The 14,784-nt window shown below is 59.2% G+C and carries 15 protein-coding genes and 1 pseudogene; 11 read left to right on the top strand and 5 right to left on the bottom strand.

Going from position 1 to position 14,784, the window contains the following annotated elements:
• Positions 1-248 precede the first annotated feature (248 nt).
• Both rsxB and metG read right to left on the bottom strand, forming a co-directional pair.
• Positions 249-635 (bottom strand): annotated as a pseudogene (rsxB, locus tag JWR98_RS30330) (electron transport complex subunit RsxB); the annotation flags it as partial.
• 159 nt (positions 636-794) lie between these two features.
• Complete coding sequence (gene metG / locus JWR98_RS26270; protein WP_078731793.1) at positions 795-2,846, bottom strand: methionine--tRNA ligase; 2,052 nt, start codon at positions 2,844-2,846, stop codon at positions 795-797.
• Between the two features lie 171 nt (positions 2,847-3,017).
• Between metG and apbC the strand changes: the two genes are divergently transcribed.
• Positions 3,018-4,112 carry an iron-sulfur cluster carrier protein ApbC gene (gene apbC, locus JWR98_RS26265; RefSeq protein ID WP_078731794.1) on the top strand — a complete coding sequence of 365 codons (1,095 nt, stop codon included), beginning with the start codon at positions 3,018-3,020 and terminating at the stop codon, positions 4,110-4,112.
• A 493-nt stretch (positions 4,113-4,605) separates the two neighbouring features.
• Here the strand turns inward: apbC and fdxA are convergent, their stop codons facing one another.
• The 3 genes from fdxA to JWR98_RS29630 form a co-directional block, all read right to left on the bottom strand.
• A complete protein-coding gene (gene fdxA / locus JWR98_RS26260; protein WP_003172109.1) occupies positions 4,606-4,929 on the bottom strand; it encodes a ferredoxin FdxA in 324 nt (107 codons plus the stop codon).
• A 142-nt stretch (positions 4,930-5,071) separates the two neighbouring features.
• A complete protein-coding gene (gene mutS, locus JWR98_RS26255) occupies positions 5,072-7,663 on the bottom strand; it encodes a DNA mismatch repair protein MutS (RefSeq protein ID WP_205491622.1) in 2,592 nt (863 codons plus the stop codon).
• Between the two features lie 205 nt (positions 7,664-7,868).
• Positions 7,869-8,087, bottom strand: coding sequence for a hypothetical protein (locus JWR98_RS29630; RefSeq protein WP_078731796.1), 219 nt, complete (start codon positions 8,085-8,087; stop codon positions 7,869-7,871).
• 187 nt (positions 8,088-8,274) lie between these two features.
• On the opposite strand from JWR98_RS29630, the gene JWR98_RS26250 reads away from it, so the two are divergent.
• The 10 genes from JWR98_RS26250 to recX all read left to right on the top strand — a co-directional run bounded on the left by JWR98_RS26250 (position 8,275) and on the right by recX (position 14,762).
• The gene (locus JWR98_RS26250) at positions 8,275-9,018 is read left to right on the top strand and encodes a LexA family transcriptional regulator (RefSeq protein WP_176156598.1); all 744 of its coding nucleotides are present in this window, start codon (positions 8,275-8,277) and stop codon (positions 9,016-9,018) included.
• Positions 9,019-9,615: 597 nt separating this feature from the next.
• Positions 9,616-9,960 carry a phage holin family protein gene (locus JWR98_RS26245; protein ID WP_205491621.1) on the top strand — a complete coding sequence of 115 codons (345 nt, stop codon included), beginning with the start codon at positions 9,616-9,618 and terminating at the stop codon, positions 9,958-9,960.
• Positions 9,961-9,981: 21 nt separating this feature from the next.
• Positions 9,982-10,497 carry a hypothetical protein gene (locus JWR98_RS26240; protein ID WP_205491619.1) on the top strand — a complete coding sequence of 172 codons (516 nt, stop codon included), beginning with the start codon at positions 9,982-9,984 and terminating at the stop codon, positions 10,495-10,497.
• Positions 10,498-10,674: 177 nt separating this feature from the next.
• On the top strand, positions 10,675-10,866 hold the full coding sequence (locus tag JWR98_RS26235; RefSeq protein ID WP_078731800.1) for a zinc finger domain-containing protein: 192 nt from the start codon (positions 10,675-10,677) through the stop codon (positions 10,864-10,866).
• A 2-nt stretch (positions 10,867-10,868) separates the two neighbouring features.
• A complete protein-coding gene (locus tag JWR98_RS26230; protein WP_078731801.1) occupies positions 10,869-11,174 on the top strand; it encodes a hypothetical protein in 306 nt (101 codons plus the stop codon).
• A 351-nt stretch (positions 11,175-11,525) separates the two neighbouring features.
• Positions 11,526-12,089, top strand: a complete 564-nt coding sequence (locus JWR98_RS26225) for a glycoside hydrolase family 19 protein (RefSeq protein ID WP_078731802.1) — start codon at positions 11,526-11,528, stop codon at positions 12,087-12,089.
• A complete protein-coding gene (locus JWR98_RS26220) occupies positions 12,071-12,562 on the top strand; it encodes a lysis system i-spanin subunit Rz (protein WP_078731803.1) in 492 nt (163 codons plus the stop codon). The genes JWR98_RS26225 and JWR98_RS26220 overlap by 19 nt, the downstream gene beginning before the upstream one ends.
• Positions 12,563-12,643: 81 nt before the next feature.
• Entirely contained in the window at positions 12,644-13,144 is a 501-nt protein-coding gene (locus JWR98_RS26215; RefSeq protein WP_078731804.1) for a CinA family protein, read from the top strand.
• Positions 13,145-13,227: 83 nt separating this feature from the next.
• Entirely contained in the window at positions 13,228-14,286 is a 1,059-nt protein-coding gene (gene recA / locus JWR98_RS26210) for a recombinase RecA (RefSeq protein ID WP_205491617.1), read from the top strand.
• Positions 14,287-14,294: 8 nt separating this feature from the next.
• Positions 14,295-14,762, top strand: coding sequence for a recombination regulator RecX (gene recX, locus JWR98_RS26205; protein WP_017529774.1), 468 nt, complete (start codon positions 14,295-14,297; stop codon positions 14,760-14,762).
• Positions 14,763-14,784: the final 22 nt, after the last annotated feature.

The following is a 14,784-nucleotide window of genomic DNA, read 5'->3' as shown; positions in this document are numbered from 1 at the left end:
TTGATCTTGGCTTTTTTCACCGCAGCGTCCAGTGCCGCCTCTACCGCATCGTGTTGAACCGGCTCCAGGGCCGTCGGACGCTTGGCCCTGGCCAGGCGCTCGGCCAGTCGGTGTGCTTCTTCCCGTTGCAGGCGCCCGTTACGTTGCTCGAAGCGCCGGCGTGCCCGGTTGCGTTTGACGTTGCGTTCGCGGCGCTGCTCGTCGCTCGCCGCCAGGCCGCCCACAATCGGCAGCACTGATGTTGGCGGGCGCATTTCGATGCAGTCCACCGGGCAGGGCGCGACGCACAGGTCGCAGCCCGTGCATTCGTCGCTAATTACCGTGTGCATCAATTTGGCCGCGCCGACGATGGCGTCCACCGGGCATGCCTGGATGCACTTGGTGCAGCCGATGCATTCAGCCTCACGGATATAGGCCACTTGCGCAGGCGCCTCGCCGCGAGTCGCGTCCAGTTCCAGCACTGGCACACTCAGTAACTGCGACAAGCCGATAATGGTTTCCTGCCCACCCGGCGGGCACTTGTTGATCGCCTCGCCCGCGGCAATGCCTTCGGCGTAGGGCTTGCAGCCCGGATGCCCGCATTTGCCGCATTGGGTCTGTGGCAGCAGCGCGTCGATACGTTGAATAAGGTTCATGCGTTGATCATTGCGTTGAAACCCAGGAGCGTCACCCGTGTGGTGACAATCCCCAGGGCAGGCCGGTTAAACAAACAGAAAGCTGATTATCCGGCAAGCAAGAGAGGGGGGCTAGCGCAAAAGCCCTGTCACCGAAACGACAGGGCTGTCGGGCAGGGCTTACTTGATGCGCTGGCCCGGCTTGGCGCCAGAGTCAGGGCTCAGCAGGTAGATCTCTTCACCGCCAGGGCCGGCTGCCATCACCATACCTTCGGATATACCGAACTTCATTTTGCGCGGCTTGAGGTTGGCGATCATCATGGTCAGACGACCGTCGAGCTTGGACGGGTCCGGATAGGCGCTCTTGATCCCGGAGAACACGTTACGTTGCTCGCCACCCAGATCCAGGGTAAGGCGCAGCAGTTTGTCGGCACCTTCAACCGCTTCGGCCTTGACGATCAGCGCCACGCGCAGGTCCACGGCGGCAAAGGCGTCGAAGTCGATTTCCGGGGAAATGGGGTCCTTGGCCAGCTCACCATTACCCGCTGGTGCAGCCGAGCCGGTATCGGTCTGGCTGGCGACCAGGTCTTCTTTCGAAGCGTCGGTCATGGCCTGGACTTTTACCGGGTCGATACGGGTCATCAACGGCTTGAACTCGTTCAGTGGGTGATTACTGAGCAACGTGGCGTGGTCGTTCCAGGTCAGCGGCGCCACATTCAGGAACGCTTCGGCGTCGGCGGCCAGCAACGGCAGCACCGGCTTGAGGAAGATCACCAACTGGCGGAACAGGTTGACGCCGGTGGCGCAGATCGCCTGGACTTCAGCCTGCTTGCCTTCCTGCTTGTTCAGCGACCAGGGGGCCTTGTCGGCGATCCAGGCGTTGGCGCGGTCGGCCAGGCCCATGATCTCGCGCATGGCGCGGGCGAAATCGCGGGCTTCATAGGCGTCGGCAATGCTTGGCGCAGCGGCGAGGAAGGCGTCGGTCAGTTCCGGCGCGGCATTTTCAGCCACCAGCACGCCGGCATTGCCCTTGTGGATAAAACCGGCGCAACGGCTGGCGATGTTGACGACTTTGCCCACGAGGTCCGAGTTGACCTTCTGTACGAAATCTTCCAGGTTCAGGTCCAGGTCATCGACGCCACGGCCAAGCTTGGACGCATAGTAGTAGCGCAGGTATTCCGGCGACAGGTGGTCCAGGTAGGTGCGCGCCTTGATAAAGGTGCCCCGGGACTTGGACATCTTCTGGCCGTTGACTGTCAGGTAGCCGTGTACGTTGATGCCGGTCGGCTTGCGATAGCCCGAGCCTTCGAGCATCGCGGGCCAGAACAGCGCGTGGAAGTTGACGATGTCCTTGCCGATGAAGTGGTACAGCTCGGCGGTGGAGTCCTTGCCCCAGAACGCGTCGAAGTCCAGTTCCGGGGTGCGGTCGCACAGGTTCTTGAAGCTGGCCATGTAGCCAATCGGCGCGTCCAGCCATACATAGAAATACTTGCCCGGCTCGCCAGGGATCTCGAAGCCGAAATAGGGTGCATCGCGGGAGATGTCCCACTGCTGCAGGCCACTGTCGAGCCATTCGGAGAGTTTGTTGGCCACGGCGTCCTGCAAGGTGCCGCTGCGGGTCCAGGTTTGCAGCATCTGCTGGAAATCCGGGAGCTTGAAGAAGAAGTGCTGGGAGTCCTTGAGCACCGGCGTGGCGCCGGAAATCGCCGATTTCGGATCCTTCAGGTCGGTCGGTGCGTAGGTGGCGCCGCATTTTTCGCAGTTGTCGCCATACTGGTCTTCGGTGCCGCATTTCGGACAGGTGCCCTTGATGAAGCGGTCGGCCAGGAACATTTTCTTTTCCGGGTCGAAATACTGGGTCACCGAACGCTGGTCGATGTGCCCGGCTTCCTTCAATCGCAGGTAGATCTGGCTCGACAGCTCGCGGTTTTCTTCGCAGTGGGTCGAATGGAAGTTGTCGAAATCCACCAGGAACTCGGCAAAGTCGGCGCTGTGTTCAGCCTGCACATTGGCGATCAGTTGTTCCGGGGTGATGCCTTCCTTTTCGGCGCGCAACATGATGGCCGAACCGTGGGCGTCGTCCGCGCAGACATAGATGCATTGGTTGCCGCGATGCTTCTGGAAGCGCACCCACATATCGGTCTGGATGTACTCAAGCATATGGCCAAGATGGATGGAACCATTGGCATAGGGCAGGGCGCTGGTGACGAGGATCTTGCGTGGCTCGGACATGGGGCTCGGCTACTTGATGAAACGGAGGTCGGCCACTATAAAGCGCCGGCGAATTTATTTCACCCCGTGGCGCTGTTTCAGCATCTTCCGAACCTTCGAAAGCATGCCGTTAATCCGCCGGAACGGTTAGGATAGCCGCCTGTTTCAGTCAGTCTTTTTCGGGAGTAGCCCATGAGCGCCGTGAATCGCGCAGCGGTGGAAGCCGTTCTTCGCCAGTACACCGACCCCTATTTGAACCAGGATCCGGTCAGCGCCGGTTGTGTGCGTGCCATCGAGGTCCAGGGTGATCAGGTGTCGGTCCAGCTGGAGCTGGGCTATGCCGCCGGCTTGTTCAAGAGTGGCTGGGCGCAAATGCTGCAAATGGCCATTGAGGGGCTGGACGGTGTGCGTTCGGCCAAGGTCGACATCCAGTGCGTGATCGCCCCGCACAAGGCTCAGGCGCAGATCCCTGGCCTGGCCAACGTCAAGAATGTGGTCGCCGTGGCATCCGGCAAGGGTGGCGTGGGCAAATCCACCACGGCGGCCAACCTGGCGCTGGCACTGGCCCGTGAAGGCGCGCGCGTGGGTATTCTCGACGCTGACATCTACGGCCCCAGCCAGGGCGTGATGTTTGGCATCGTCGAAGGTACGCGGCCGAAGGTCAAGGACCAGAAGTGGTTTGTGCCGATCGAGTCTCTGGGCGTTGAAGTCATGTCCATGGCCTTCCTCACCGACGACAACACGCCGATGGTGTGGCGTGGGCCGATGGTGTCCGGCGCCTTGTTGCAGTTGGTCACCCAGACCGCCTGGGGCGACCTGGATTACCTGGTGATCGACATGCCGCCAGGCACCGGCGATATCCAGCTGACCCTGGCGCAGAAAGTTCCGGTGGCCGGCGCGGTGATCGTCACCACTCCCCAGGATCTGGCGCTGCTCGACGCGAAAAAAGGCGTGGAGATGTTCCGCAAGGTCAACATTCCGGTACTGGGCGTCGTGGAAAACATGGCTGTGCATATCTGCTCCAACTGCGGTCACGCCGAGCACCTGTTCGGTGAAGGCGGCGGCGAGAAGCTGGCCACCCAGTACGGTGTGGAGCTGCTGGCCTCGTTGCCGCTGTCGATGCTGATTCGTGAACAGGCCGATGGTGGCAAGCCAACAGTAATGGCGGAGCCCGACAGCCAGATCGCCATGATCTATCAGGAACTGGCTCGCCATGTGGGCGCGCGGATTGTGTTGCAGGAAGCCGTGGCACCGGCGATGCCGACGATTACCGTCAGCGACGACTGAACCTATTGAAGGTAAAAGGCCTCGACGGTGTCGGGGCTTTTTACGGCTGGCAGACGGTCAATGTGCGCTGGTGACCCCTTTACGCAATTGCTCGTGTAAGCATTGGCTTACTTTTTCGTAAGTGTTTGGGGTTTTTATCGGCCGCGTCCGTCTTGAAATTGCGAAAGCGTTTTCTATCTTGTTGAAATATAAGATTTATTTATGGATCGCTAACCAGGTAGGCCCGTTGGTACGACGGTAGCATCCCGTTGAACTTCCCTTGGAACTCTCTAACATCAGCCCTGTGTCCACGGATTGACACAGCCATTAAGGAACGATGGCTCAGGGAACGTCGCAGGATGCGATTCATCAGGATGATGAAAAGGAATACAGGGACTAGGGAAAAAATGTGGGCGGGTCATACCGCCCCTTTTTTTTGCCTGTAGAAAAGTGAATGCATTCCTCCGAGCACAAAAAAAGGCCCTCAAGGCCTTTTTTGTTGGGCATCGGTGTTTTAGCGCTCTAGTTGCTCAATCTTGTTGGGTTTGCCATCCCACTCAGCGGCATCCGGCATCGGATCTTTGCGCTCGGTGATGTTCGGCCACACTTCTGCCAGCTCGACGTTCAACTGGATGAACTGTTCCATACCCGCAGGCACTTCGTCCTCGGAGAAAATCGCAACGGCCGGGCATTCTGGCTCACACAGGGCGCAGTCAATGCACTCATCCGGGTGGATAACCAGGAAATTCGGGCCTTCGTAAAAGCAGTCCACCGGACACACTTCTACGCAGTCGGTGTACTTGCACTTGATGCAGTTGTCGGTGACGACGAAGGTCATTTCTAATTTTCTCCTCAGGCGGCGGCAGCGAAACCCTTTATGGCAGGGCTCGCGAGGTTCGGGAGCGATAGTCTGCAGGCCAGGCTAAAAGCCTGCAGCATCCCAAACCGCGCGAGAGTCTACCAGCTTGCAAGCGTCAGCGTTATATCCGAGTCTTCAGTGCATATAACATTTCGAGCGCTTTGCGCGGCGTCAAGTCATCCAGGTCAAGCTTTGCCAACTCATCCAGCACCGGGTGGGGCAGGCTGGCGAACAAATCGCTCTGATGCGGCGCGGCGGGCTTGCGGGCGGTCTTGGCGGGGCTGGCGACCACGGTTTCGTGGGGCAGCGCCGTGGTTTCCAGGCGGCTGAGGTGCTCGCGGGCGCGCAGGATCACGTCATTCGGTACGCCGGCCAATTGTGCCACAGCCAGGCCGTAGCTTTGGCTGGCCGGCCCTGGCAGCACATGATGCAGGAACACGATGCGTTCGTTGTGCTCGGTGGCATTGAGGTGCACGTTGGCCACCAGCGGCTCGCTGTCCGGCAGCACGGTCAGTTCAAAGTAGTGGGTGGCAAACAGCGTATACGCGCGCAAGTGCGCCAAACGCTCGGCCGCCGCCCAGGCCAGGGACAGGCCGTCGAAGGTGCTGGTGCCGCGGCCGACTTCGTCCATCAGCACCAGGCTGCGCTCGGTGGCGTTGTGCAGAATGTTCGCGGTTTCGCTCATTTCCACCATAAAGGTCGAACGGCCACCCGCCAGGTCATCGCTGGAGCCGATCCGGGTGAAAATGCGATCGACCAGAGACAACTCGCAACTGGCCGCCGGCACAAAGCTGCCGATATGCGCCAGCAGCACAATCAATGCGGTCTGACGCATGTAAGTGGATTTACCGCCCATGTTCGGGCCGGTGATCACCAGCATGCGGGTGTCGTCGTCCAACGACAGGTCGTTGGCGACGAACGGCGTGGTCAACACCTGCTCCACCACCGGATGGCGCCCCTGCACGATGCGCATGCACGGCTCGCTGACAAAACGCGGGCAGTTCAGGTCAAGATTCAGCGCCCGTTCGGCGAGGTTGCTCAGCACATCCAGTTCCGCCAGGGCGGCGGCGGTGTCCTGCAGCGGCGCCAATTGGCTGATCAAGTCCTCCAGCAAGGCCTCGTAGAGCATCTTTTCCCGCGCCAGGGCACGGCTCTTGGCTGACAGCGCCTTGTCTTCAAACGCCTTCAGCTCGGGGGTGATAAAGCGCTCGGCACCTTTGAGTGTCTGGCGGCGTTGATAATCGATGGGCGCCGACTCGGCCTGCTTGCTCGGCAACTCGATAAAGTAGCCATGCACGCGGTTGTAGCCCACCTTCAGGTTGGCCAGGCCGGTGCGTGCTTTTTCGCGGGCTTCCAGGTCGATCAGGAACTGTCCGGCGTTTTCGCTCAGGGACTGCAATTCGTCCAGTTCGCTGTCATAGCCGGTCTTGAGTACGCCGCCGTCACGGATGATCGCCGGCGGGTTGTCGATGATGGCCTTTTCAAGCAGCGCTGCCAGTTCCGGGTAGGTACCGGCCGTGACGGCGAGTTGTTGCAGGTGCGGCGTATCCAGTTCGGTCATCGCCACTTGCAGTTGCGGCAGGGCGCCGAGGGCGTCGCGCAGACGCGCCAGGTCACGGGGCCGTGCATTGCGCAGGCCGATCCGCGCCAGGATGCGCTCGATATCGCCGATTTCCTTCAACTGCGGCTGCAGCTTTTCAAAGCGATAACCGTCCAGCAGGCAGGTAATCGATGTCTGACGCGCTTGCAGCACCGTCAAATCCCGTAACGGACGGTTCAGCCAGCGGGTCAACAAACGGCTGCCCATGGCGGTTTGGCAGCGGTCGACCACCGATTGCAGGGTGTTGTCACGCCCACCGGACAGGTTGGTGTCCAGTTCCAGGTTGCGACGGCTCGCGCCATCGAGCACTACTGTGTCGTCCAGGCGCTCATGGCGCAGGCTGCGCAGATGCGGCAGGGCGGTGCGTTGGGTTTCCTTGGCGTAGCTGAGCAGGCAACCGGCGGCACCGATGGCCAGGGTCAGGGTTTCGCAACCGAAGCCTTTAAGGTCCTGCACCGAGAACTGCTGGCATAGACTTTTCAGCGCCGAGTCACGCTCGAAATCCCACGGCGCGCGACGCTTGGTCCCACGGCGTTTTTCTGCTGGCAGGTCTTTGGGCCAATCATCCGGGATCAACAACTCCACCGGGTTGATACGCTCCAGCTCCGCCAGCAGGTTCTCCCAGCCCTTGATCTCCAGCACGCTGAAATTACCGCTGGTGATGTCCAGTACCGAAAGCCCGAACAAGCGCTCATCGCCCAACACCGCAGCGATCAGGTTATCGCGACGCTCATCCAGCAGTGCCTCATCGCTGACTGTCCCCGGCGTAATAATGCGCACCACCTGACGCTCCACCGGGCCTTTGCTGGTGGCCGGATCGCCGATCTGCTCACAGATCACCACCGACTCACCCAGCTTCACCAGCTTGACCAGATAGCCTTCCAACGAATGGTAAGGAATCCCACACATCGGAATCGCCTGCCCTGCCGACTGCCCGCGCGCGGTCAGCGTGATGTCGAGCAGCTTGGCGGCCTTCTTCGCGTCTTCGTAGAAGATCTCGTAGAAGTCGCCCATGCGATAGAACATCAACTGATCGGGGTGCTGGTTTTTCAAGCGCCAGTACTGCTGCATCATCGGGGTGTGGGAGGACAGGTCTGAAGTGTTCTTACTCATTGGGTAGTAGGCAAATTCGTTGAAAGGAGTGGGGCAAAGGTGGGGCACTCGGCCCTGCTGATTTTGCAATGGCCGCAAGGTTAACACGCGAGGTCAGCCCTTCGCAGGTCGCAAGCGCCGGGGTAAAACGCAAAAGGAACGTCCCTCGCTGCTTGTGTGCAACGCAAGCGCTGAGGTACCCCCGTTTGTGTGAGGGCCTGGGTCTTCAGCCGCGTGCACCATAAAAGTGGTTCAGCAGGATCAGTTCACACACAGCGACAAAAATGCAGAGCACAATGAAACCGGGACTGAAGACACGTTTGCGCTGGGATGGACCTTCGCCCAGCCAGCTTGGGTCTGCGCCATCGGACACCAAGACCAGGAGCGAAAGCACTGCGAGCATCCATGCCTTGGTCCAAAAGCTATAGGTTCGCCATTGAGTCATCCGTGCTCGTCCTACTGCAGCATTCGTTTGGAGGGGAAGACATCTCAACCTCGGCCGTTATTGCGATGACGGCAAGGTTAACATGCAGGGTTTACTCTTCGCAGAGCCGCTTGAGGGCATGCAAAATGCATAAATAATGCATTTTTATGCGATTTAGCATTTGCCAACCCCAAAAACTCTCGTCACTATGCCCGTTATGCAAAAACGCAACGTTTCTATCGTCTTAAGAGAACTGCTGGACCGCGACCGGATCTCTCCCACGGAGCTTTACCGGCGTACTGGCGTGCCTCAATCCACCCTGTCCCGGATTCTCAGCGGCAAGATCGTTGATCCGTCGGACAAGCACATTTCCCGCGTTGCCGAGTATTTCCGCGTCAGCACCGACCAACTGCGCGGCCGCGTGGCGCTGGGTGTTTCGCGCGAGGAGGGGCGCGACCCCATGCATTCGGAGCTCAAGGACATAAGCCTGTGGGACGACGACACACCCGTTAATGATGACGAGGTGTCGATCCCCTTTCTGCGTGAGGTTGAATTGGCTGCTGGATCAGGAAGATTCGTCATCGAGGAAAGCGAGAAGGCCAGCCTGCGTTTTGGAAAGCGCAGCCTGCGGCATAACGGTGTGCAGTTCGACCAGGCCAAGTGTGTGACGGTGCGCGGCAACAGCATGTTGCCGGTGCTGCGCGACGGTGCGACGGTCGGTGTGAACGCGGGCAAAAGCGCGATTGGCGACATCGTCGATGGCGATCTGTACGCCATCAATCACAATGGCCAACTGCGGGTCAAACAGCTCTATCGCCTGCCTTCCGGGATTCGTCTGCGCAGTTTCAACCGCGATGAGCACCCGGACGAGGACTATAGCTTCCAAGATATCCAGGATGAGCAGATCAGCATCCTCGGTCACGTATTCTGGTGGGGCATGTACGCCCGTTAACCACCCTGTGTAAGACAAAGCCCGCCAACGCGCGGGCTTTTTTTCGCGTGCAGAAAGCTGCCAAACCCTTTGGCCACCAGGTCATAAATGCATCTGCGCATTTGCTATTCGAAAATAAATGCATTTATGCATTGACTGTATATTTATCCAGTAATACTCTTCATCTCAAGCCAGCCAACGAGGCCTGGTGGAGGCGGCAAGGATGCTGCCAAGGAAGACAAGGAAGGCACGCAACATCGGCAAGGACGCCATCCGAGCGATGGCAAGGACGCCAGGCAACACCGGCAAGGATGCCGACGCTCTTTAGTGATACCGCGACAAAAACAGGCAGCGATGAACCGGCCTTAACGGTTCAGAGGGTTGGCAACTGACCCGGGTGTGCAGCGTAAAGCACCAGAAGCAGTTATCCGGCAGACAGGGATCGTGGTCGGAAAAACATTGAGGAAAGATCCGTACCGCGCCAGTAGCGCCGAACGATCGAATCTGGACCGCATTACTGAAAAGCCTGGGCAACCGGGCTTTTTGGAATGCCTACCGACACACGGAATAAATCAGACACCGGCACGATGCCGGCATTGCTCAGCCAGGAGGCGTGACATGACAAACGAGCAGCAAGCGTTAGCGGAAATGCCTATCTGGCTGGTGATCATACTGGCGCTGATCGGCGGTATATCCGGCGAAATGTGGCGCGCCGACAAGGAGGGCGCCCGCGGTTGGTCGCTGATCCGGCGCCTGGCCCTGCGGTCCGGGGCGTGCATGGTCTGCGGAGTCTCGGCATTGATGCTGTGCTACGCCGCCGGCATGTCTATATGGACCGCCGGCGCCATTGGCTGCCTCACCGCCATGGCGGGGGCCGACGTTGCCATCGGCCTTTATGAACGCTGGGCGGCCAAGCGCATCGGGGTCAACGAGGGTCCACCCTCCCGATCGGATCAGCAATAGCCGCTGCAAGGACGCAACGAAATGACACTTATCGAAAAACCATCCCAACTGCCTGTCGCGATTGGGGAGGCGCTGAAGAGTGCTTTCCCACAATTACGGGTAGGCAATCACCAGGACTTTGCCGGCGTCGGTGATCACACCGGCGTGCTGATCAGTGTCGAACGCAACGGCCCCGGCGTTCGTTCCCCTGAAGGGCGCAAGGCACATGTTTTGTCGGTTTCACTCAGGGCTACGGTCGCCAGCGGGGCGGCACCTTTTGATGCGTGCGACCTGGCCAGCCAATTGATGGATCTCGCCCTGGATAACCGCTGGGGCCTGCCATTGGATCAGTGCGATTTGCCCACGGCCGTCGTCGCGGCACCCTCCGGACTTTCCAGCGCCGAAACTGACTACGACACCTGGACCGTTTCCTTCACCCAAATCATCTATCTCGGCCCGTCGTTGCTCCTGGATCCCACAGGTACACCACTGTTTGCCCGCACCTGGGAAGTCTCGGACATCGACGATCCGGATCAATATCGGCCCTTGCAGAAGTAGTCCATGTAGGTTGCCATTCACGTCATCTTGGGTTTCGGCCGCTTCCCTCTCTGCTGTCACCGCGTCGGCTGCGTACTGCCTGAGCGATCCGTAACAAGTTCGGCAAAACACGGATACCCAGCTTTCGCGCTGGTTTTTGCTTACGGAGTAGGCCATTCAGAAAAAAGGGGGTTGCGGATGTTGAACGAATTCAGATGCGGTAACTGCAAAAGGCTCCTCGCCCGTACGGGTGGGTTTACAGAACTCCAGATCAAGTGTTCCCGATGTGGGACGTTGAATCATGTGAAGGCCACGCGCCTCGAGCAATCGCCTTTGAGCGACATGAATGCGGAATTCTCCGCGATAAATCATTCGACTCAAGGTAGATAGATATGGATCAAGTAAAAGCAGGCGCAAAATTCATCAACCTCATCGGCTTCGACGACTACGTTCGGCCCATGATTTTGCCAGCACAGAACACCACGGGCATAGTGATCCGCACATGCATCAATAACGGTGGCCGACTGTTCACGGGTACTGTCGCGCCAGTTTATGCGACGCTCAAGACCTCTCCGGTGGTTTGCGCGGTTCAGGGGCAGGTTCCGTTTGAGATTCTGATCCCTGCCGGCCAAGGTCTTTGGTATGGCCCGGGTAACAGCGATTCGAGCCTTTATGTAACTTATGACGTACTGCCCTGATCGGTAGTTGATCTTGTAGCAAATGAAGCCCTGCGATTGTGCAGGGCTTTTTTATTTTCGACCCCAACACGCCCATTGCTTCGAGCTGGGAGCTCTGCAAACGCGTGGCTATTCGCCGTTCTGATAGGCGCAATTGTCACTAGTCGGTGGAATAAGAACGACCTGGCGAATTGGCATGCTTGAGTAAGTTTCCTGATCAATGGCGTAGCCTGGAGGAAAGCAGGCCTTCCTGCATGCAGGGGCTCCGGTCGATTACTAAGGTGGTGAATGTGGGGGGATACGGTACGGGCTATCGCAGTCCGATCACGACGGGTGGGCTGTCCGTATTGCGTGTTTTTCAGGATGAAACCGATGGTCATCACACTGTCCCAACTGATTCAAATCATGCCGCAAGCCCGCTCTTCAGCAGGCCTCTTTTTGCACGCCTTGAATGCGGCGTTTGCGCGGCATGAAATTAACAGCGTGCCACGTGCTGCCGCCTTTCTTGCCCAAATCGGCCACGAGTCCGGTGAACTGCGCTACGTGCGTGAACTGGGCAGCGACCCGTACTTGAGCAAATATGACACGGGCGTGCTGGCCGCTCGCCTGGGCAACACCCCTGACGCCGACGGCGATGGCCAGAAATACCGGGGCAGGGGGCTGATCCAGATTACCGGCCGCCGCAACTACCTGGCGTGCAGCCACGTCTTGTTCGGCGATGATCGTTTGTTGCGCGAACCGGCTTTGCTGGAGCAACCGCAATGGGCCTGCGAATCGGCTGCCTGGTTCTGGCAGCGCAATGGCTTGAACGAATTGGCCGACGAGGACCGGTTCACCACCATCACCCGGCGCATCAATGGTGGGCTTAGTGGTCTGGAGGATCGTCTGCAGTTGTGGGCGCGGGCGAAGGCGGTGCTATGCGCTTCCCAGGCGTAATCGGTGCCTGCCTGCTGGCCGCGGTGGTGTGGCAGGTGCAGGCATGGCGATATGCCGTGCAGCTTGCGCAACAATCCTCAGCCCATGCTCAGGTATTGGGTCGGCAACGCCTGGCGGGCTTGCTTCAGATGCAGGCTGAACAGGACAAACGACTGGCCCTGGAGCAGCAGCTCAATGTCAGCGATCAACAACATGCCAGGGAGTTGAGCGATGTCCAGCGTCATCAGGCTGCTTTGCGCGACCGTCTGGCCACTGCTGATGTGCGGTTGTCAGTCCTTCTCGACGCCAGCGAGCCCGCCAGTGGCTGTGCAATGCCAACCGCCACCACCCCCGTCGGCGTGGTTCATGCAGCCGCGCGAGCCCGACTTGACCCGGCGCATGCTCAACGAATTATCGGCATCACCGATGCCGGCGACCAGGGACTGATCGCCTTGCGCGCTTGCCAGGCGTATGCGCGCGCGGTCGCCCGCTAATCTCTTGTTCCAGTCTGTCGCTTGCATGAGCGATTTGCTCCTGTAGGGTAGTCGAACGCCCGCCCACTCCAGGAGACGACCGTGAAAGACATCACCCCACTTGCTGCTGAATTAGGCCGACGTTTACAGGTGCTCAATGCTCACGTCACCACTGCCGAGTCCTGTACCGGCGGCGGGATTGCCGAGGCGGTTACGCGGATACCGGGCAGTTCGGCCTGGTTTGAAGCGGGGTATGTCACCTACTCCAATCGGCAGAAGACCCGGCAGTTGAACGTGCCGGAGGATTTGTTTGCAAAAGTGGGCGCGGTCAGTCGGGAAGTGGTGGAAGCAATGGTTCGTGGCGCCCAGGAAAAAAGCCTGGCGCGATTTGCCGTGGCGGTCAGTGGTGTGGCGGGGCCGGACGGCGGTTCGCCGGACAAGCCGGTGGGCACTGTATGGCTCGCGTTCGGCGTGGGCAATGAGGTCACCGCCGAGCTTGCGCACTTTCCCGGCAACCGCGACGAGGTCCGCCGACAAACGGTAAAGGCCGCGCTGGAGGGCTTGTTGCGACGAGCTGCAGCAGAAATAGAAAATCAGGGGTAGGCGATCTCCGATCTTTGTGGAACAATACTGTCTACTTATACAGGTGTTGGCCGTCAGGCCTTATTGATTACGTGAGGACTTTAATGGACGACAACAAGAAGAAAGCCTTGGCTGCGGCCCTGGGTCAGATCGAACGTCAATTCGGCAAGGGTGCCGTAATGCGTATGGGCGATCACGACCGTCAGGCGATCCCGGCTATTTCCACTGGCTCTCTGGGTCTGGACATCGCGCTCGGCATTGGCGGCCTGCCAAAAGGCCGTATCGTTGAAATCTACGGTCCGGAATCTTCCGGTAAAACCACCCTGACCTTGTCGGTGATTGCCCAGGCGCAAAAAATGGGCGCCACCTGTGCGTTCGTCGATGCCGAGCACGCCCTGGACCCTGAGTACGCCGGCAAGCTGGGCGTCAACGTTGATGACCTGCTGGTATCCCAGCCGGACACTGGCGAGCAAGCCTTGGAAATCACCGACATGCTGGTGCGATCCAACGCCATCGACGTGATCGTGGTCGACTCCGTGGCAGCCCTGGTACCCAAGGCTGAAATCGAAGGCGAAATGGGTGACATGCACGTGGGCCTCCAAGCCCGTCTGATGTCCCAGGCGCTGCGTAAAATCACCGGTAACATCAAGAACGCCAACTGCCTGGTGATCTTCATCAACCAGATCCGTATGAAGATCGGCGTGATGTTCGGCAGCCCGGAAACCACCACCGGTGGTAACGCGCTGAAGTTCTACGCTTCGGTCCGCCTGGACATCCGCCGTACCGGCGCGGTGAAGGAAGGTGACGAGGTAGTGGGTAGCGAAACCCGAGTCAAGGTTGTGAAGAACAAAGTGGCTCCGCCATTCCGTCAGGCCGAGTTCCAGATTCTCTACGGCAAAGGTATTTACCTGAACGGCGAAATGATCGATTTAGGTGTGCTGCACGGTTTCGTCGAGAAATCCGGTGCCTGGTATGCCTACAACGGCAGCAAGATCGGTCAGGGCAAGGCCAACTCGGCCAAGTTCCTGGCGGACAACCCGGACGTTGCTGCCACGCTTGAAAAGCAGATCCGCGACAAGCTGCTGACCCCCGCGCCAGACGTTAAAGCTGCCGCCAACCGCGAGCCGGTTGAAGAAGTGGAAGAAGCTGACACTGACATCTAAAGCACACGATGACTGTTGTATTGGATACACTCGTCGCCGTTCGGCGCACTGCGATGGACCTGCTCGCTCGCCGCGAGCACGGTCGGGTCGAGCTGACGCGTAAACTGCGTCAGCGCGGCGCAGATCCCGAGATGATCGACACAGCCCTCGACCGGTTAACGGAAGAGGGGCTGCTGTCGGAATCCCGTTACCTTGAAAGCTTTGTCTCCTACCGGGCCCGCTCCGGTTATGGTCCTGCACGCATTCGTGAGGAGCTGAGCCAGCGCGGTTTGCAACGCGCCGATATCGACCTCGCCCTGCGTGAGTGCGGTATCAGTTGGCAGGCACAGCTGGAAGACACTTGGCGTCGCAAATTTTCCGGCCATTTGCCTATCGATGCGAAGGAGCGTGCGAAACAGGGCCGCTTTCTGAGTTATCGCGGGTTTTCGATGGAGATGATCAGCCGCCTATTGAGCGGTCGAGACATGGACGACTAGGTTGACTGTGGCGAGGGAGCTT

The sequence above is a fragment of the Pseudomonas lactucae genome, assembly GCF_016937615.1.
Lineage (GTDB): Bacteria > Pseudomonadota > Gammaproteobacteria > Pseudomonadales > Pseudomonadaceae > Aquipseudomonas > Aquipseudomonas lactucae.
This window is presented reverse-complemented; position numbering and strand designations above follow the sequence as displayed.